This window comes from Paenibacillus mucilaginosus 3016 (assembly GCF_000250655.1).
Classification (GTDB): domain Bacteria; phylum Bacillota; class Bacilli; order Paenibacillales; family NBRC-103111; genus Paenibacillus_G; species Paenibacillus_G mucilaginosus.
The window spans coordinates 7,912,858-7,930,162 of record NC_016935.1; the positions used below are offsets into that span (position 1 = coordinate 7,912,858).

General features: G+C 61.2%; 16 protein-coding genes. 4 read left to right on the forward strand and 12 right to left on the reverse strand.

What is annotated here, in order from left to right:
- Window positions 1-118: 118 nt before the first annotated feature.
- The 5 genes from PM3016_RS32860 to PM3016_RS32880 all read right to left on the reverse strand — a co-directional run bounded on the left by PM3016_RS32860 (window position 119) and on the right by PM3016_RS32880 (window position 5,345).
- Window positions 119-1,183, reverse strand: a complete 1,065-nt coding sequence (locus PM3016_RS32860) for a tetratricopeptide repeat-containing glycosyltransferase family 2 protein (protein WP_238540383.1) — start codon at window positions 1,181-1,183, stop codon at window positions 119-121.
- 220 nt (window positions 1,184-1,403) lie between these two features.
- Window positions 1,404-2,207, reverse strand: coding sequence for a TatD family hydrolase (locus PM3016_RS32865; RefSeq protein ID WP_014372371.1), 804 nt, complete (start codon window positions 2,205-2,207; stop codon window positions 1,404-1,406).
- Window positions 2,204-2,788, reverse strand: a complete 585-nt coding sequence (locus PM3016_RS32870; protein WP_014372372.1) for an RNA 2'-phosphotransferase — start codon at window positions 2,786-2,788, stop codon at window positions 2,204-2,206. Before PM3016_RS32870 ends, PM3016_RS32865 begins: the two co-directional genes overlap by 4 nt.
- A gap of 217 nt (window positions 2,789-3,005) precedes the next feature.
- Window positions 3,006-3,791: a nucleotidyltransferase domain-containing protein gene (locus PM3016_RS32875; protein WP_014372373.1), complete on the reverse strand. Its 786-nt coding sequence runs from the start codon at window positions 3,789-3,791 to the stop codon at window positions 3,006-3,008.
- A 42-nt stretch (window positions 3,792-3,833) separates the two neighbouring features.
- Entirely contained in the window at window positions 3,834-5,345 is a 1,512-nt protein-coding gene (locus PM3016_RS32880) for a TROVE domain-containing protein (RefSeq protein ID WP_014372374.1), read from the reverse strand.
- A gap of 732 nt (window positions 5,346-6,077) precedes the next feature.
- Here PM3016_RS32880 and PM3016_RS32890 point away from each other — a divergent pair.
- From PM3016_RS32890 to PM3016_RS39000, 3 genes are read left to right on the forward strand one after another with little or no spacing between them, the layout of a single operon-like run.
- Complete coding sequence (locus PM3016_RS32890) at window positions 6,078-7,445, forward strand: helix-turn-helix transcriptional regulator (RefSeq protein ID WP_014372375.1); 1,368 nt, start codon at window positions 6,078-6,080, stop codon at window positions 7,443-7,445.
- Window positions 7,417-8,232, forward strand: a complete 816-nt coding sequence (locus PM3016_RS32895; protein WP_014372376.1) for a WYL domain-containing protein — start codon at window positions 7,417-7,419, stop codon at window positions 8,230-8,232. The genes PM3016_RS32890 and PM3016_RS32895 overlap by 29 nt, the downstream gene beginning before the upstream one ends.
- 10 nt (window positions 8,233-8,242) lie before the next feature.
- Entirely contained in the window at window positions 8,243-8,395 is a 153-nt protein-coding gene (locus tag PM3016_RS39000; RefSeq protein ID WP_238540384.1) for a hypothetical protein, read from the forward strand.
- Window positions 8,396-9,126: 731 nt separating this feature from the next.
- Here PM3016_RS39000 and PM3016_RS32900 read toward each other — a convergent pair.
- The 3 genes from PM3016_RS32900 to groES all read right to left on the reverse strand — a co-directional run bounded on the left by PM3016_RS32900 (window position 9,127) and on the right by groES (window position 11,616).
- Window positions 9,127-9,624 carry a hypothetical protein gene (locus PM3016_RS32900; RefSeq protein ID WP_013920806.1) on the reverse strand — a complete coding sequence of 166 codons (498 nt, stop codon included), beginning with the start codon at window positions 9,622-9,624 and terminating at the stop codon, window positions 9,127-9,129.
- A 68-nt stretch (window positions 9,625-9,692) separates the two neighbouring features.
- Window positions 9,693-11,309 carry a chaperonin GroEL gene (groL, locus tag PM3016_RS32905; protein WP_014372377.1) on the reverse strand — a complete coding sequence of 539 codons (1,617 nt, stop codon included), beginning with the start codon at window positions 11,307-11,309 and terminating at the stop codon, window positions 9,693-9,695.
- Complete coding sequence (groES, locus tag PM3016_RS32910; protein WP_014372378.1) at window positions 11,302-11,616, reverse strand: co-chaperone GroES; 315 nt, start codon at window positions 11,614-11,616, stop codon at window positions 11,302-11,304. The genes groL and groES overlap by 8 nt, the downstream gene beginning before the upstream one ends.
- A 272-nt stretch (window positions 11,617-11,888) precedes the next feature.
- Between groES and PM3016_RS32915 the strand changes: the two genes are divergently transcribed.
- Entirely contained in the window at window positions 11,889-12,626 is a 738-nt protein-coding gene (locus tag PM3016_RS32915; protein WP_014372379.1) for a hypothetical protein, read from the forward strand.
- Window positions 12,627-13,501: 875 nt separating this feature from the next.
- Here the strand turns inward: PM3016_RS32915 and PM3016_RS32920 are convergent.
- Genes PM3016_RS32920 through PM3016_RS32935 form a run of 4 tightly spaced genes read right to left on the reverse strand, consistent with a single transcriptional unit; the run spans window position 13,502 to window position 17,292 of the window.
- Window positions 13,502-14,578, reverse strand: coding sequence for an ABC transporter substrate-binding protein (locus tag PM3016_RS32920; RefSeq protein ID WP_014372380.1), 1,077 nt, complete (start codon window positions 14,576-14,578; stop codon window positions 13,502-13,504).
- The gene (locus PM3016_RS32925) at window positions 14,575-15,387 is read right to left on the reverse strand and encodes an ABC transporter permease (protein WP_013920812.1); all 813 of its coding nucleotides are present in this window, start codon (window positions 15,385-15,387) and stop codon (window positions 14,575-14,577) included. The genes PM3016_RS32920 and PM3016_RS32925 overlap by 4 nt, the downstream gene beginning before the upstream one ends.
- Window positions 15,384-16,196, reverse strand: a complete 813-nt coding sequence (locus PM3016_RS32930) for an ABC transporter permease (protein ID WP_014372381.1) — start codon at window positions 16,194-16,196, stop codon at window positions 15,384-15,386. Before PM3016_RS32930 ends, PM3016_RS32925 begins: the two co-directional genes overlap by 4 nt.
- Window positions 16,186-17,292 (reverse strand): ABC transporter ATP-binding protein, encoded by a 1,107-nt coding sequence (locus PM3016_RS32935; RefSeq protein ID WP_014372382.1) that lies wholly within the window; start codon window positions 17,290-17,292, stop codon window positions 16,186-16,188. Before PM3016_RS32935 ends, PM3016_RS32930 begins: the two co-directional genes overlap by 11 nt.
- Between the last annotated feature and the right edge of the window lie 13 nt (window positions 17,293-17,305).

Sequence of the window (17,305 nt, forward strand, 5' to 3'; positions counted from 1 at the left end):
TGTACGCGGCACAAATATCCCCCCGGCATAGGACAGGGGGATTACGTCTGCGCTGTCTTTGTCATGCTTGCTTGTGCCGTGGCGACCTGCATGTACGGTTGATGCGAAGGAGACTCTGTCAGCCAAGCTTCGCCAGACGGTCCGCCGCCGGCTTATAACCGTCCCGGGCAGCGGTCTCATAGTACATTCGTGCTTTGGCCGTATCTCCGGTCGTCTCATAGAAGACGCCCAGGTTATACGCAGGCAGGAAGCTGCCGGTTCCGCGCACGCTGTCATACCGGCTCGTCTCCCCCAGGGCCAGGCAGGTCAGGAACGACTGCTCGATCTGCGGGAAGTAGGCGATGTACTTCTCGATATTGCTGAATACAAGCTCCCGGTAATAATGCCCGCAGACGAAGTGGAAGTCCGGATAGTCCGGCAGGAACGTCTTTTCCCTCTCGATGAGCTCCAGCCCTTCTTCCAGATGCCTGCTCGCAATGATGTTGTACAGGTAATCGACGACCGCCAGCGGATAGAACGCTTCCTCTCTGCGCAGATGCTCATAGCATTGTGCGAAGTAAGGGGCTGCCGCCCGGTAATCTCCCGCCATCCGGTATTCCTTGGCAAGCTGGAAGAGGAAGTAAGCATCCAGGGGGTGCTCCTTCACTGCGCTCCGCAGCAGCTTCAGATTGCGGTCCGACTTGCTCCGGCGAAAATACCCGTCATGGTACACCTCAATGGAAGTCTTGAGCGCCGGCAGATCGGTCACCACCTGCTCGTGGATGATGCCCGTATAGAAGGTTCCCTTCGGAAACAGGCGGGAGATGAAGACCTGGGATTCCATGACCTCCCCGTTCTGCTCGAACTTGTCGATCCGCTTGATCCGGCCGATGCCCTGATGCCGGGCGATGAAGTCCCGGATCTCCCCGCCGCAGTCATTCAGGATGTATTCATCCGCATCGAGCACGAGATTCCAATCGCCGGTCGACTGCCGGAGCGCGAAGTTGCGGGCGTCCGAGAAGTTATGGGTCCACGCGTAATCGTAGACCTTCGCTCCGTACGAGAGAGCGATCTCCCTGGTATTGTCGGTCGAGCCCGTATCCGCAATGACGATTTCATCCACGAGCGGCCCCGCGCTCTCGAGGCAGCGGGCCAGGTCCTGCGCTTCGTTCTTGACGATCATGGCCAGTGATAACCGAACCACCGTCTCACCCCTTTTCGATCTTGGGACCAGTATTGCCTAAACCCAAGTCCCCTTATAACTCGATCGATCGGCTTCCCGGGCCGCTGCCCGCAGTTTCTGCCCCCAAGCCCCCTGCCCCTCCGGACCGATTTCGCCTCTTCGACTAAGGCTATCCTTTCCATAGAAAGCACAAAGAGCAGCCCTTCCAACGGAAGACTGCTCCACTTTGAACCTTTGCCTCTTATATGCCAAAAAAAGTCCGTGCCGTCCGCGTCGTCGCCTCCGCCACTTCCTCCGCAGACTTCCCCATGCAGGCGGCCACCGTCTGCAGGATATGCGGCAGGAAGGCCGGTTCGTTGCGTCCGTCCTTCGGCTTCGGCGACAGGTCACGCGGCGTCAGGAACGGCGCATCGGTCTCCAGCATGAGCCTCTCGAGCGGGATCCTCTTCACGAGCTCGCGCAGGTGCTTCCCCCGCCGCTCGTCGCAGATCCAGCCGGTGATGCCGATGTACAGGCCCATGTCGAGGTACTTGTGCAGCTCGTACGCGGTGCCCGTAAAGCAGTGCACCACGGCCCGGCCGATGTACGCCCGGTGCTGCCGGAGCAGCGCGGCGAAGTCCGCATGGGCTTCGCGCTCGTGCAGGAACAGAGGCAGGCCGGTCTCGGCGGCAAGCCCGAGCTGCTCCTCGAACCAGCGGCGCTGCACGTCGCGGGGCGAGAAGTCGCGGTTGTAGTCCAGGCCGCATTCGCCGATGGCAGTGACCTGCGGCAGGGCCGCCAGCTCGCGCAGCCTCGGGATCGTCGTATCGTCGCAGCCCCTGGCGTCGTGCGGATGAATCCCGGCCGTCGCGTAGAGCTGTCCGGGATAGCGGGCCGCCAGCCTCGCCGCTTCGGTGCTGCTGCGCAGTGACGTGCCTGTGAGCACCTGTACCGATACACCGGCAGCCAGGGCTCGGGCGATCACTTCCTCCCGGTCCGCATGGAAGGAGCGGTGCGTCAGGTTCACGCCAATGTCGATGAGTTCAGAAGTGTGGTTCCCTGTCATTGCGGGCGGGCTCCTTTCTGCTTCCCGGGTAAGGGATGGACAGCGAGACAGGAAGCGGGAACCCCGTCCGCCAGCCATACTTCATTGCCGGCAAAATAAAACGTGACGCCAAGCTCCCCCGCTTTCTTCGTATCGACCCTCAGGATCACAAGCTCTCCCCGCCGGCTGCCGGCCAGCGAGGCGAAGCCCGTTCCCTCGGACAAATGCACATACTGCCGGTTCATCGGGCTTAACCCCTCCGCCAGAATCTCCGCAGCAGCCCCGCTGTTCGTGCCGTGATACAGGAGATCCGGGGGCACGCCCGGCTCGTACGTTACCCGGTCATGGCTGTGCCCGTACCGGGCGCGGATGCGTCCGTCCCGCAGCTCGAAGCGCTGCTTCTCCGACCGCCTGACCACGGCGGCAAGGTCTTCCTCCGTCACCCAGGCCCACGAACGCTGGGTACGGATCGCCTGCAGCAGCGCCTCCACCGTGCAGGAACCGTCCGCCGGATCGAGGGAGAGTCCGAATTCTCCCGGCGTATGGCGCAGCAGTTTGGTCATGAATTTGCTTAATCGTTGTTCGGACACCGGTGTCGGCATGTTCCGCTCCTTCTTTCTCTCTGTCCGTTAAGCCGTCCAGGTTCTTTCCTTCTATTATAACCACCCGGACGGACCGCACGAGGGAAAGATTGGGTATAACGGTTGTTTGCTCAGCGGAGGAGCATATTAGGGGCCCGGATGATGTACAAAAAAAGCACCCGGGAACCCCGCTCCCTCTGTCCTGCCGGACACGAGGAGGCTGAGCTCCCGGGGCTTTCTACTCCCCCCATACTTCCCGCAGCGCCCCGCGGAACAAGGCGTCCAGCCCCACATCCTTGGAGCCGCCGCCGGATGGCTGCAGGACAGCCGCCTGCTCGAAGTACGCGATCTGCTCTTCGAGGTACGCGTTGATCGGCCCGACCTTCGGCTCGTAGTCGAGCTCGTCTCCGGCTTTCTTCCGGGCAAGAAGTGTCTGTACGGCCGTGTACAGCTCGCTGTCCGCCGGAATTAAGCGCTCTACGAGTACATCGAATTCCATTGGGGCCATCGTGCCGTACTTCTCGATCCAGCTGCAGGCAAGCAGCGGGCGGAGCACGTAGAAGTACTTCTTGATCTTCACCTGGTCCCCCTGCAGATATTCGCGGAAGTTGCCCTTCGCCATGTTGAGGTAGTGGTAGATGCAGGACTTCGGCGAGAAGGTCAGCGGGGAGATGCGGCGGATCTGCTCGGCGGTCGTGTACTTCTCGAGGTAGGGCATCGGCGACTGCAGCCACTCGAGCAGAGGCGGATTCGACTTGCGGAAGAGGCGCAGCGCCTTGCGCAGATCCCACCCGCTCAGGTCGAGCCGGTCCGAGATCGGCCGCTCAATGACGTCCCTCCCTTCGTCGATGGAGAGGTACCAGTCCAGCGGACGCAGGTACAGGAAGCGCACGTCATAGTCGCTGTCCTGCGACGGGAAGCCCCAGGCCCGGCTCCCCGACTCGCAGGCGTACAGAATGCGGACGTTCTCCTCCTCTTCAATGCGGTGAAGCTGGGTGATGATTTCTTCGCGTATGTTCGTCATGCTGCATTTCCTCCTTAACCTAACCGGTCTTGCTGCCGGAACTCATCCGGTATTCTCCTCTTCCCACTCCATTGTTGCCACCCGTTCCACCATGGAACCGTACCCCTGCGATGCCTGCGCAATATAAGACAGGACCGTGTCGCTCCAGCCGTAGATATAAAAGGTGCGCGGGTCCTCCGGCGGCACCATCGCGTGCCGGTACGGTGCGATATCCACGATGAACGCCTGCGCCTCCGGATTCACCTTCGCCCGGTAAGCCTGAAGGTCGCGGTAGAACGGGCTGCCGCTGTTCTGCTGCTCATCCGTAATGATAATGATGCGGTCCACGTGCTGCTTCTCACGGGTCAGCCTGCGCACCGGCGCACCGGTATCCGTCCCCCCGCGGGTGTGAATCTGCTCGGCCTGCCCCAGAATGCTGTCGTACCGGGACGGCCTTGGATCAACCACCTCGGTATCGAAGAGCCAGAAGATCGACGCCCCCTGTGTCTTCTTGTAGAGCGCCAGGGCAAACACGGAGCCGGTCTGCAGGTACTCGCCGTTCATCGAACCCGAGATGTCGAGGAAGACAGCGGTGCGGCCCGGCAGATCCGGCAAAGCGTCGAAGGTATGGTCCACAGCCGCCCGCAGGGCATCCCGCAGCTCGGGGTGCCCAACCTGGCGGAAGGCCGCCGCAAAACGGAACGGCAGGATGCGGGAGCGTTCCAGCGCTTCGCGGTCGGTCAGCCGGCTAACCGCGTACCGCAGGTGCTCGGGGGAGCCGAACACCCCCGCGCGGTCCAGCGCGTTCAGGTGGCGCAGCAGCGCGAACTGCGGCATCTGGTACAGCAGCGCCTCCCAGATTTCCCGCGTCGGCTGGATCGCACCGGTAACCGTCTCATACGGCAGCCGGCCTGCTCCGATCCAGTGCAGCTGCTCGGCTTCCGAGCCGGCGCGCTTCAGCTCCTCGAGCGCCGCGATCTGGGGCAGCAGCGACAGGTCCGTCTCTTTGCCCCGCAGGTAGCGGAACAGCGTGCGCTGCTTCTCATCCGCGGGCTTCGGATGCGCTGTCGCGATCGCGTCGCCGAGGCTGTAGCCCCGGCCGCGCCCGTTGTACTTCAGCGCCCAGTACTCGGTGACGCCGGAGAGGAACCGGTTCACCTGCCGTTTCACGGCGCGTCCGCCCTGCCCGCGGCCCAGCCCCCGCAGGATGGTCAGGAAGTCCGCCAGGTCGGACGGGATGCGGACGACGCCGGGGAACGCCCGGGCGAACAAGTCCGGGCGGATGCCCGAGAGCACGGCCAGCCCGTACAGGGGCTGCAGGCGCATGAAGCCCTCGCTGCGGGCGAAGACGAGCGCCCGGGCCATGAACTGCGGGTCTTGCTGCGCCATTTCCTGATGCATCCGGTGCGCATCTTCCAGCAGCTCTCCGCCGTCCGCATAGAACGTACCGCCCATCGTATTGGTCAGCAGCGTCTGCAGGTACTGCTCCTCGAGGGAGCGGGTATGAACGGTATAGCCTTCATGGTTATAGGTTTGAGGCCGCGTGCGGCCGAATAGCTTGCGTGCATGGCTCATGGTGGAAGCCTCCTTAAGGATCAACGGCATCGCCGCCCCTATGGACGGTTCGCGTTTGGCAGGGCAGATCCGAGCAGATGTGAAACTTATACTTACTTTTCTACGGAATAAGGCCGGCGAGGGAGAGTGGGGAAGGAGCTGCAGGATTCGAACCTGCGGCCGGACTGCGTAGTCCGGCCTGCCATCGTCAGATCGAAGGAACCCTCCCCGGCGCCTCGCCGGATTTGTTGGGATACGGGCAGTGCGGCATCGGCATCCATGAGGATCAGGAATGAAGAAGCGAGGAACATGGTGAAAAGGTTTCGGCGCGCTCCTAACCGATGTGCGAGCCCGGCGCGCCTTTCATTTTCAATTTGGAAGTCGAAGGAACCCTTTCAGGCGCCTCGCTTCTTGCCATGATCCGCATGGCCTCTGCCTATGTAGTCGGATCTTCGAGGGAGGGAGCGGAAAGGAAAGACTGCTCTACCCGCTGAGCTATCCCGCCTGATGCCTGGTGCGGGAGCCGGACTCGAACCGGCGGCACGAAGGACCCCTTCTGCGCCTCGGAGATCGTCGTGAGCCGAAGCGGCATGCCGTCCGTCTCACCCCCTTATCATCGCTGATTTTGACTCCCGTGAACATGGCGCAAGTATTACGACGAGGCGCCGGTGCCAAACATTTTGCGGTAGCCCCCCTCTCCCCCTCCTGCTACAATAGGTGAACGAGAATGAACCGAACGGAGGCATGACCCCGATGGCCCGGGAAAGCTTTGATAAAGAAATCCAATTCCTCCGCATGCTGGTGCTGACCAGCGGCGCCTATGACCGGCAGCAGTATGCCCGGCGGCTCGGCATCTCCGTCCACACCTTCGACAAGACGATCCGGCGCCTGAAGGAGGTGCTCGGTACGGTGTACCGCCAGCTTCCCGGGGAAGAGAGCCGGGAGTTCGCGGATATGCTGCGCTACCGCTACTATGAATCGGCCGATCCGCTGCTCCTGTTCCTGTACCGGGCGAAGTCCCTCAAGGAATCGGAGAGCCGCCGGCTCGCCCTGCTGCTCTCTTCTCTCCAGGAGACGCCGCAGACGGCACTTGAACTGCTCGACACGTGCTGCTCGGAGCTGCCGGATGACACTCCCCTGCCCGATGAGAAAACGATCCGTTCCGACCTCAAATACCTCGAGGAGGTGGGGGTCATCCGCCGGGAGCCCGGCCCGCGGCCTTACCGCTACCGGCTGCAGGACGGCCTGCTGACGGACCTCTCCTTCGATGAGCTGTGTGATCTGTACGACTATGTGGATATCATGGCGAACACGCAGGTTCCTTCCGTGCAGGGTTACCTGCTGCGCGACAGCCTCAAGCGGGCTCTGCGGATCAAAGCCGACGGCATGGAAACGGCGGACCGTAGGCCGCTTCAGGACCGGGACAGCCTGCTGACCGAGCCTTTTTGCTACAAGTACCATTATCCTTCCCGCATCCTGGACGAGGCCCATCTGCACACCCTGCTGCATGCGATCGAGCACCGGCGCAGGATCCAGTTCCTATACTTCTCACCGAAGTCCGGAGCCCACTACGGCTCGCGCAACACCAACCCGCTCTTCGAACGGGAGACAAGCGGCACCCTGGAGAGCGCACAGCCGCTCAGGGTGGTCTACGATCACCAGTACGGGCGCTGGTACCTGCTTGCGGCGCATCCGAAGATGGGCATCCGCACCTACCGGGTCGAAGGGATGACCCAGATCGTGGAGGGCGAGGAAGTCTCCGAGGACGTTCATCTGGAGCGTCAGCAGGCGCTGCAGATGAAGCTCGGACGCAGCTGGCTGCTCGACACTTCACGTCCCGTCAAGGTCCGGGCCCGGTTCTACCGCCCGGCCGGCGGGCAGCCCGATTGGATCCGGGAACGCGTGGAGCTCCAGGGACAGTGGGGGTGCATTACCGAGGAGGATGAGACCTCCTTCGTCTACGAGATCGAGGTCAGCGGCACCACCGAGATCAAGCCGTGGCTGCGCAGCTTCGGTTCCAGCTGTGAGGTGCTGGAGCCCCGGCGCCTGCGCCAGGAGTTGATCGACGAATGGAAGGAGATCGAAGGCTATTATGAAGCGCAGGATTCCGAATCCCTTTGAAAAAATATTCAGCTACAGCATCATGAGCCGGCTGGACGAATCGGCTTCTTTCACGTCGACCTCCCATGAACGGGCCTGGCTGAAACGCATGCTGGAGCACCCGGCCGCCTCCGGGGCCTTCACCGCTGAGACGCTGGGCAAGCTGCGGGGCCTGCTCACGGCCGAAGACGACCTGAGCTTCTCCGGCGGCTTCGTGGAGAAGGCCGGGGCCGCCGGGCGGCCGCTGTACCATCCCCTGCTCCGCCCGCTGCGCCGGATGATCCTGGCAGGCTCCGGCATGCGCCTGACGATCCGGACGCGGAGCGGGCTGGAGTTCACCCGGCAGCCCGGCTTCCCGTACAAGCTGGAGTATTCGATGGCCCGCAGGGAATGGTACCTGCTCTGGTACCATCGCGACGAGCAGACCCTGCTGACGACCAAGCTGGACACCGTGCTCGGTGTATATGCCGAGCCCGTCAGCGAGACGGAAACCGCGGCCGCGCTGGGCCGGATCAAGGACATCCTGGATGCCCGCCGGGAGCAGGCGCTGATCGAGGTCCTCCCCGCTTACCGCAGGGAGCTGTCGCGGATCCTGTATGCCTTCTCCTGCTTTGACAAGGAGGTCATCTACGAGGAGGCGCAGGAGGTTTACCGGATCCGGCTGACCTACCTCAGCGACGAGGCGGAGTATGTGCTCTCGAAGCTGCGCTTTCTCGGCAAGCGGGTCCGGGTCGTGGAAGGCCCCCGGCTGCAGCAGCGGATGCTGGAATCCGCCCGCCTGGCCCTGGGGCGGTATGGGCAGGGGTAAGGGGCTGCCATTGGCCAGCCTGCCTACGTACGGCAACAGCACCGCTTACCTCAAGAACATCGCTTTCGGCTGCAGCGCCGCTTACGACTATATCGCCGCTTACACCTACAGCACCGCCTGTTTCAAATACGCCACTTTCGGCTGCAGCGCCGCTTACGACTGACTACAACCGCTTACGCGAAGAACCGTCCGGATGGCCCGGACGGTTCTTTCACATGCGCAGTGTTGGATGGGGGACTCTGGGTAAAAACCGAAATTACGGAACTCAGATGCGTTATGCTTTTCATTGCAGAGATAATTTTGAACATAGCGGAACTGAGATTCGCTATTTCCATGAATGAGCGGTCAGTTGGATGAAATCGGCACCCATAGCGCATCTGAGTTCCGCTATTGGCTGGGAAATGACGGGAAATATCCCAATAAGGCATCCTGGTTCCTTTATTTGAGCTGCCGGGTAATCGTCGGGGGAGCGATGTTCGGCCACCTACGTTTAATCGTTTCGGCCCATTGATTGCCTCAGGTCGCTTCGGTTGCTTCGGTTGCTTCGGTTGCTTCGGTTGCTTCGGTTGTTTTGGCCGCCTCGGTCGCTTCGGTCGCTTCGGTCGCCTCGGTCGCTCGGTCGGATCAGCCGCCTCGGTCACCCCAGTCGCCCAGTCACTTCCGCCACCTCAGACGCCCGGGTCGCTTCGGCCTCTTCCGTCGCTTCGGTCGCTTCCTTCATCTCGGTCGCCTCCGTCACTCAGTCGCCCCTGTCACCTCAGTCTGCCAATTGCCCCTATCGATCGGTCGCTTCGGTCGCTTCGGTCGCTTCCGTCTTCTACCCTACACCTCTCCCCTCTCGGATTCATCCTTGCTGTGCCTCTATCCCCCTCCAGCTGCACCCGTCCCCCGGCTTCACCGGTACATCATCCGCGTCCGCTCCATGAGCTCCTCGAGCATCGCCAGCGCCCGCTTGACGCCCTCCTCCTTGCCGAGCAGGAACTGGGACTCGGCCGCCTCACTCGTCGGCAGCCCTGCGATCCGTTCCGCTTCCTCTTCGAGCTGCTGCCGCAGCACGTTGAGCTGCAGCTGACCGAGGCCGCGTTCCATCTCGGTCTCGCTGCGCATCCGCTCCTTCCGGTCCAGCTCCCGCTCCAGGAAAGCGTCGATATCCATCTCCATGAAGCGGGACGCCGTCCTTAGGATGCGGGAGAAGTGCTCCGTACGGTTCGTATGCAGCCGGAGCTCATGGCCCGTATGCCGGATCATGAAGCGGCACAGGAGCTCGTCGCTGTCCGTATGGCTGTTGTGCAGCAGTGAGTATTCCCCCTGAAAGTGTCCTTCCTTCTCGATATACTTGCCAAGTGCCGTATATTCGTGGCAGGCGCTGCAGTACAGCAAATAGTCCCGCAAGCTGCCCCCTCCTTCCCCGAGGATGGATGGATAGAAGAAACCCGTCCATACCGGACGGGTCGCTTCGCTTACATATCCATATCTGCTCCGGCTCCGCTGCCGAGCTTCTTCGGCTCCGGCTTGTCACTGACGACGCACTCGGTCGTCAGGAACAGGGACGCCACGGATGCGGCATGCTGCAGCGCCGAACGGGTGACCTTCGCCGGATCGACGATGCCCGATTCGATCATGTTCACCCACTCGCCGGTCGCGGCGTTGAAGCCCACGCCGGCAGGCTCACGCTTGATCCGCTCGATGACGACGGAGCCGTCGATGCCCGCATTCGCGGCGATCGTGCGCAGCGGCGCTTCCAGCGCATGGCGGACGATGCGGATCCCGGTCGCTTCGTCGCTGTCCTCGGAGGTCAGCGCTTCGACCGCCTGGATCGCATGGATCAAGGCTACGCCGCCGCCGGCAACGATGCCTTCCTGCACGGCCGCCCGCGTAGCGTTCAGCGCGTCTTCGATCCGCAGCTTTTTCTCCTTGAGCTCGGTCTCCGTCGCCGCCCCGACCTTGATGACCGCCACGCCGCCGGCCAGCTTCGCCAGACGCTCCTGCAGCTTCTCGCGGTCGAAGTCCGACGTCGTCTCCTCGATGAGATTGCGGATCTGCTGCACGCGTGCCTCAATCTCCGGACGGCTGCCGTAGCCATCGACGACGGTCGTGTTCTCCTTCGTGACGTGGATCTGGCGGGCGCGGCCCAGCTGGTCAAGCGAGGCGCCCTTCAGGTCGAGCCCCAGCTCGTCCGTGATCACCTGGCCGCCGGTCAGGACTGCGAGATCCTGCAGCATCGCCTTGCGGCGGTCGCCGAAGCCCGGCGCCTTGACCGCCACGCAGGTGAAGGCGCCGCGCAGCTTGTTGACCACAAGGGTCGCCAGCGCTTCCCCTTCGACATCCTCGGCGACGATCAGCAGCGGCTTGCCCTGCTTGATCACCTGCTCGAGCACCGGCAGCAGGTCCTGCAGGGACGAGATTTTCTTGTCCGTAATGAGCACGTAAGGCTCGTCCAGTACGGCTTCCATCTTGTCGGAGTCGGTGATCATATACGGCGAGATGTACCCGCGGTCGAACTGCATGCCGTCCACGGTTTCGAGCTCCGTCTGGAAGCCCTTGGACTCCTCAACCGTAATGACGCCGTCCTTGCCGACCTTCTCCATCGCTTCGGCGATGAGTTCGCCGACCGTGTCATCCGCCGCCGAGATCGCCGCAACCTGGGCGATTTCATGCTTCTGCTCGACGGTCTTGGCCGTGCTCAGAATCTGGTCGACCGCCACGCGGACCGCCTTGTCGATCCCCTTGCGGACCACCATCGGGTTGGCTCCGGAAGTGACATTCTTGAGCCCTTCGCGGATCATGGCCTGGGCTAGCACCGTCGCTGTCGTCGTGCCGTCACCGGCCACATCGTTCGTCTTCGTGGCGACTTCCTTGACGAGCTTGGCGCCCATGTTCTCGAAAGGATCTTCGAGCTCGATCTCCTTGGCGATCGTCACGCCGTCATTGGTGATGAGCGGCGAGCCGAATTTTTTCTCCAATACGACATTGCGGCCCTTCGGCCCCAGCGTGACCTTCACGGCATTGGCCAATGTATCTACACCGCGGAGCATCGCCCGGCGGGATTCTTCACTGAACAGGATGTGCTTAGCCATTCGTTACCAGCTCCTTTTCACCGGCAGGCTGCAGAACCGCCAGAATATCCGATTCTCTCATGATCAAAAGCTCCTTGCCTTCGGCCTTGATCTCGGTCCCCCCGTACTTGCTGTACAGAACGATGTCGCCCTCACGCACATCGAGCGGGATCACTTTGCCGTTCTCCATGCGTCCCCGGCCCACCGCCACCACGGTGCCCTGCATCGGTTTTTCCTTCGCCTTCTCGGGAAGCACGATGCCGCTGGCCGTCACTTCCTCCTGCTTCAGAGGTTCGATGACAACACGGTCACCCAAAGGTTTCAACATCGGAATTCATCCTCCCATTACGGAATTGGTCTGGCACTCCCTAGGGTAGAGTGCTAATCACAGTTATTAATATACGGATTTTCCGGGGAGTCTCAACAGCCGAAAATAACGGATTGCAGGCAATTTACCAAAAAAAGTCCGCTAAAGAACCGGATTTCGGGGGAATTTCTCATCCTTTTTCGTTTTTTCTTGGGCTTGCAACCCGGCCTCGATCCCCGTCGTCTGTTTCGGTAACATGCTATTCATTCCCACGACAGACAGGAGACAGGTTCATGACGATAGTGCTGTGGTTGTACCTTACTCTGGCCGGGGCGGGGGCCGCTGCCGGGAGCGGTGTGCCCGCTGCAGAACCGGCAGGCGAGGCCGTGCTTGCAGACGGACTCCCTTCAGCGGCCGAATTGCAAGCCCTTCCGCTGCTCGCCGAGGGTCCGGGCGGGCTTCGGCTGCTGGCCGTCGAACCCAGCCGCAGCGGCATGTATCCGCGGCTTGAGCTTCACGCGGGCGGTATCAGCCGGGCCTTCGAGTGGAGCACGGCGGATCACCCTGCCTACCGGCCGACTCTCTACCGCGGGAATTATGATGGAGACGAGCTTCCCGAGATTGCCGTCGTCCTGACCCAAGGATACGGCAGCGGCGTGAGTGTGCAGGAGCTTCATGTCGTGAACGAGGAGGATTTGACGGAGCTCGCGGTGGAACATCCCGTCGATGCCGCCGCCTCCAGAGTGGAATCGGAAGTGACGCCCCGGCAGGACGGAACGGTTCATGTCTCGGCCCGGACCGACGGCAGTCTGGTTCGACGTACGTACAGCGCAGGAGACGCGGGCTCATGGCTCGGAGAGGTTCACTTCGGCTCCATCGTAAAGTACCGGGTTGATGAGAACCGGATTACCGCCCTGCTTCCCGGGCAGGTGTCTCCCGCCGAATTCGCGCTGATAGCCGAAGCCGAGTATGGCAGGGATCTGCGGGTGCAGCGCATCTTGCTGCGAGAGGACACAACGGCGTCCAACTAGGTCCGTCTCAGTACTCCGTTTTTTTTCTGGAGCAACCATCTCCGCATTAGCCTTGTGAGCCATACTTCTTCAGCGGCGGGACACCTTTTCTTCGGTCTCGTAAAAGGATGGCTTTCGTGCCGGACTCTTTGCTGCTTTTGCTGCCCGGGTCGCGGTCCTGTGCAGCGGTGTCTGTTCAGAATCTGCAGATGCCGGTCTGTCGGGCCTTGCTTCCGCCTATGATGCCGATTCGTCCTCGGGTTGGGCGGCCGGCAGATCTGACTCCGGCAAAAGGTGAATGTTTTCATTATTTTATGTTAATAAACATAACATTTTGTTGACGAAGAGGTCCTTTTGGAGTAAAATCAAGACAGAAAGTTCGGTTTTATGTTATATAATCTAACAAGGAGATGAAGAAGCCTTCCTATGCTTGACTTGTTAATCCGCCGCCGCCGTCACCCGGATTACCCTAAGCTTAGGGATATGGGGCTCGCAGGAGGCAGGATTGTCCACTGTAGTTCATCCGGCAGGTTCAATACAGCCGCCGCTACCTGCAGCTGTGTCCCCCTTTCCGACTTGACCGCCTACCCCCTCTCCCCCGCTTCTCTCTCCGCCGGTTAACCCCAGGAAGCCAGGCACCGCACCCCGCGGGCCTGGCTTTCGATTTTGCCGCCAAGCCGCTGCGGTCCTAGGCTAATCCTCCATACTTACCGTGCAGGTCAAGCCGGCCCTGGAACTTACCTGCACATTCGCCCGTCTCCGACTCGTCCATCCAGTCCCGCACGTTCGCCGCCCGCCTGATCTTTTGCCCCCGAACCGCCCTGGACTCCCATCGATCTCACATCCCCTTGCAATTCAAAAAGCCCGCCCCAGCTTACGCTATGGGCAGGCCTCTTCTATTTCCGGTGCATCTTGAACTCAAGGAACAGCTCGTTGTAATGCGAGAGCATGCGCTTGCCGAGGTTCTCGTAAACCTCCAGCTTCTCGGTCAGCTCGGGATCCGGGTAGAAGCGCTTGTCGCCTGAGATCTCCTCCGGCAGGAACTCCATTGCACTCTCGTTCGGCGTGGAGTAGCCTACATATTCGGCGTTCTGCGCCGCCACTTCCGGATCCAGCATGAAGTTGATGAACGCATGGGCGCCTTCGATGTTATGGGCGGTCTTCGGGATGACCATGTTATCGAACCACAGGTTCGACCCTTCCTCCGGTACGACATAGTCGAGCTTGTCGTTCTCGTCCATGATCTCCGACGCATCGCCCGACCAGACGACACCGACGGCCGCCTCCTCATTCGCCAGCAGCATCTTGATCTCGTCGCCGACGATCGCCTTGACGTTCGGGGTCAGCGTATCCAGCTTGGCTTTGGCCTCCTGCAGGTGAGCCTCATCACGGTCATTGAGGGAGTAGCCGAGCGAGTTCAGGCCCATGCCCATCACTTCCCGCGCTCCGTCGACGAGCAGAATCTGATTCTCCAGCTTCTCGTCCCAGAGGTCGTTCCAGCTCGTGAACGTCTTCCCCTCTTCGAGAAGATCCGGGTTGAAGATAATGCCGACCGTACCCCAGAAGTACGGCACCGAGTACTTGTTGCCCGGGTCGAAGGACAGATCCAGGAAGCGGGGATTGATATGTTTCAGGTTCGGCAGGCGGACCGGGTCGATCGGCAGCAGCAGGCCTTCGTCCTTCATTTTGCTCAGCGCGTACTCGGACGGAACTGCCACATCGAACGTGGTGCCCCCCTGCGAAATCTTCGTCATCATCGCTTCGTTCGAATCGAACGTCTGGTAGATGACCTTGATCCCCGTCTCCTCCTCGAACTTCGTGAGCAGCTCGGGGTCGATATAATCGCCCCAGTTGTAGACGGTCAGCGTGTTCTCGCCGGTGTACCCTTCGGAGGTATTGAGGTACGAGGCGAGATACATCAGGGCAAAAGCCGCAGCAAACACGGCGGCGAACAGCCGGAAGAGCGGTTTCATGGCCTCACCCCCTCTGCGAGCGTCTTCGCCTTGGCGGCCCCTCGCCGGTTCACCGCATAATAACCGAGCACGAGCAGCAGCGTGAACAGGAAGATCAGCGTCGACAGCGCATTAATGGACAGCGAGACCCCTTGGCGCGCCCGCGAATAGATCTCGACCGCCAGCGTCGCGTAGCCGTTCCCGGTGACGAAGAACGTCACCGCGAAGTCGTCGAGCGAGTACGTCAGCGCCATGAAGAACCCGGCGAAGATCCCCGGCCGGATGAACGGCAGCACGACTTTCGTGAGCACATCCCACCGCGTCGCCCCCAGATCCTCGGCCGCATCCACCAGTGTCGGGCTCATCTCCTGCAGCTTCGGCAGCACCATCAGCACCACAATCGGCACGCTGAAGGCAATGTGCGAGAGAAGCACCGAAGTGAAGCCGAGCTTAATGCCCGCGATGGTGAACAGGATGAGAAAAGAGGCCCCGATGACCACATCCGGCGAGACGATCAGCACGTTGTTCAGCGTGAGCAGCGTCTGCTTCGTGGTGTGCCGGCGGACCCGGTGGATGAACAGCGCCCCGGCTACCCCGATGATCGTCGCCAGCGCCGAAGACAGCAGCGCAATGACGAGCGTATTCAGGACGATGATCAGCAGGCGGGTGTCCTGGAACACCTCGGCATAATGCTCGAGCGTGAAGCCCTCGAACTCATGCATGCTGCCCCCGCTGTTGAACGAGTAGTACGCGAGATAGAGAATCGGCGCATACAGGATGACAAAGACGGCGATCAGATACAGATTCGATACCTTCCAGCGTGTCTTCATACGATTCCACCCCGCTTCCGGAGGCCCGTCAGACGCATGATAACCGCCATCGCCAGGATGAGGAAGACGGCAATCGTCGCGCCGATGCCCCAGTCCTGCGTGACCAGGAAGTGCTGCTCGATCGCCGTGCCGAGCGTGATGACCCGGTTGCCGGCCACGAGCCGCGTAATCATGAAGAGCGACAGAGCCGGAATGAACACGGCTTGGCAGCCTGCTTTGACCCCGCCGAGCGTCAGCGGGAAGATCACCCGCGAGAACGTCGTCCACGCCGAGGCCCCCAGGTCACGGGAGGCGTCGACCAGCGACGGATTCAGCTCCTCGAGGGCATTGAAGATCGGCAGAATCATGAACGGGATGAAAATATATACCGATACAAAAACGAAGCTGAAGTCCGTAAACAGAATCTGCTGCGTGCCGATCCCGAGCAGCTCCAGCAGCTTGTTAACGGTGCCGTACGTGCCGAAGATGCCGAGGAAGGCATACACCTTCAGCAGCAGATTGATCCACGTGGGCAGAATGATGAGCAGCAGCCACAGCTGCTTATGCCTGGTCTTCGTGAGCAGATAAGCGGCCGGGTAAGCGACCAGCAGCGAGAACAGCGTGATCAGCAGCGCATACCAGAACGAGCTCAATGCCATCCGCCAATACACCGGCGTAAAGAACTTGGCATAGTTGCCCAGAGTAAAGTTTCCATCCACATCAAAAAACGAATAGTACGCAATCAGCACGATCGGTGCCGCCACGAACAGCACCATCCACAACAGATAAGGGATCAGGTACGCGCTTCGCGTCGCCGCATTAGTCCCCATCGCGGTCCGCCTGATAAGCAGCAAGCCGCTTATCGTACTCCTCTTCGGTTTCGCCGAACCGCATGACATGAATGGCTCCCGGGTCAAACTGCAGCCCGATCTCGCCGCCCACCGCAGCCTTCTTCGTGGAGTGCACGAGCCATTCGCTGCCCCCATCGTCGTAGCACGAGATCTCGTAGTGGACGCCCCGGAACAGCTGGGAATCCACACGCACCTTCACCTTGCCCTGATCGGCGGCGGTAATCTCCAGGTCCTCCGGGCGGATGACGATCTCAACCTCCTCGTTCGGGCGGAAGCCCCCGTCCACACATTCGAAGCGCCGTCCGTTGAACTCGACAAGGTAATCCCGGATCATCCGGCCCCCCACAATGTTCGACTCGCCGATGAAGTCGGCCACGAACCGGTTGATCGGCTCGTCGTAGATATCCGTCGGCGTGCCGCTCTGCTGGATCCGGCCTTTGTCGAGCACGAAGATCTCGTCGGACATCGCCAGTGCCTCCTCCTGGTCATGCGTGACGAAGATGAACGTGATGCCGAGGCGGCGCTGCAGCTCCCGCAGTTCATACTGCATCTCCGTACGGAGCTTGAGATCGAGCGCCGACAGCGGTTCGTCGAGCAGGAGGATCTCCGGCTCGTTGACGATGGCCCGGGCGATCGCCACCCGCTGGCGCTGGCCGCCGGACATCTCCGTAATCTCGCGGCTCTCATAGCCGTCGAGGTTCACGAACCGCAGCGCTTCCTTGACATTGCGGGTAATGTCCTCGTTCTTCATTTTTTTCACGCGCAGGCCGAAGGCCACGTTCTCGAACACATTGAGATGCGGGAACAGCGCATAATCCTGGAATACCGTATTCACTTGACGCTTGTTCGCCGGCACCTGGTTGATGAGCTTCCCGTTGAAGGAGATGCTCCCCTCGGTCGGCTGGAGGAACCCGGCGATCAGGCGGAGAATGGTCGTCTTGCCGCAGCCGGAAGGGCCCAGCAGCGTATAGAATTTGCCGCGCCGGATCTCAAAGCTTACGTTGTCCAGCACAGTGGTCTGGTCGTCGTAGCGCTGGGTGACCCGGTCAAAGCGGATGATGGTCGGATCGGACATGAGTGCCTCTTGA

Excerpts from the sequence above, each read along its gene's own strand:
- PM3016_RS32865 (WP_014372371.1), bottom strand. The coding sequence starts at position 2,207 with ATGACAGGGAACCACACTTCTGAACTCATCGACATTGGCGTGAACCTG.
- PM3016_RS32870 (WP_014372372.1), bottom strand. The coding sequence starts at position 2,788 with ATGCCGACACCGGTGTCCGAACAACGATTAAGCAAATTCATGACCAAA.
- PM3016_RS32875 (WP_014372373.1), bottom strand. The coding sequence starts at position 3,791 with ATGACGAACATACGCGAAGAAATCATCACCCAGCTTCACCGCATTGAA.
- PM3016_RS32880 (WP_014372374.1), bottom strand. The coding sequence starts at position 5,345 with ATGAGCCATGCACGCAAGCTATTCGGCCGCACGCGGCCTCAAACCTAT.
- PM3016_RS32890 (WP_014372375.1), top strand. The coding sequence starts at position 6,078 with ATGGCCCGGGAAAGCTTTGATAAAGAAATCCAATTCCTCCGCATGCTG.
- PM3016_RS32895 (WP_014372376.1), top strand. The coding sequence starts at position 7,417 with ATGAAGCGCAGGATTCCGAATCCCTTTGAAAAAATATTCAGCTACAGC.
- groL (WP_014372377.1), bottom strand. The coding sequence starts at position 11,309 with ATGGCTAAGCACATCCTGTTCAGTGAAGAATCCCGCCGGGCGATGCTC.
- groES (WP_014372378.1), bottom strand. The coding sequence starts at position 11,616 with ATGTTGAAACCTTTGGGTGACCGTGTTGTCATCGAACCTCTGAAGCAG.
- PM3016_RS32915 (WP_014372379.1), top strand. The coding sequence starts at position 11,889 with ATGACGATAGTGCTGTGGTTGTACCTTACTCTGGCCGGGGCGGGGGCC.
- PM3016_RS32920 (WP_014372380.1), bottom strand. The coding sequence starts at position 14,578 with ATGAAACCGCTCTTCCGGCTGTTCGCCGCCGTGTTTGCTGCGGCTTTT.
- PM3016_RS32925 (WP_013920812.1), bottom strand. The coding sequence starts at position 15,387 with ATGAAGACACGCTGGAAGGTATCGAATCTGTATCTGATCGCCGTCTTT.
- PM3016_RS32930 (WP_014372381.1), bottom strand. The coding sequence starts at position 16,196 with ATGGGGACTAATGCGGCGACGCGAAGCGCGTACCTGATCCCTTATCTG.
- PM3016_RS32935 (WP_014372382.1), bottom strand. The coding sequence starts at position 17,292 with ATGTCCGATCCGACCATCATCCGCTTTGACCGGGTCACCCAGCGCTAC.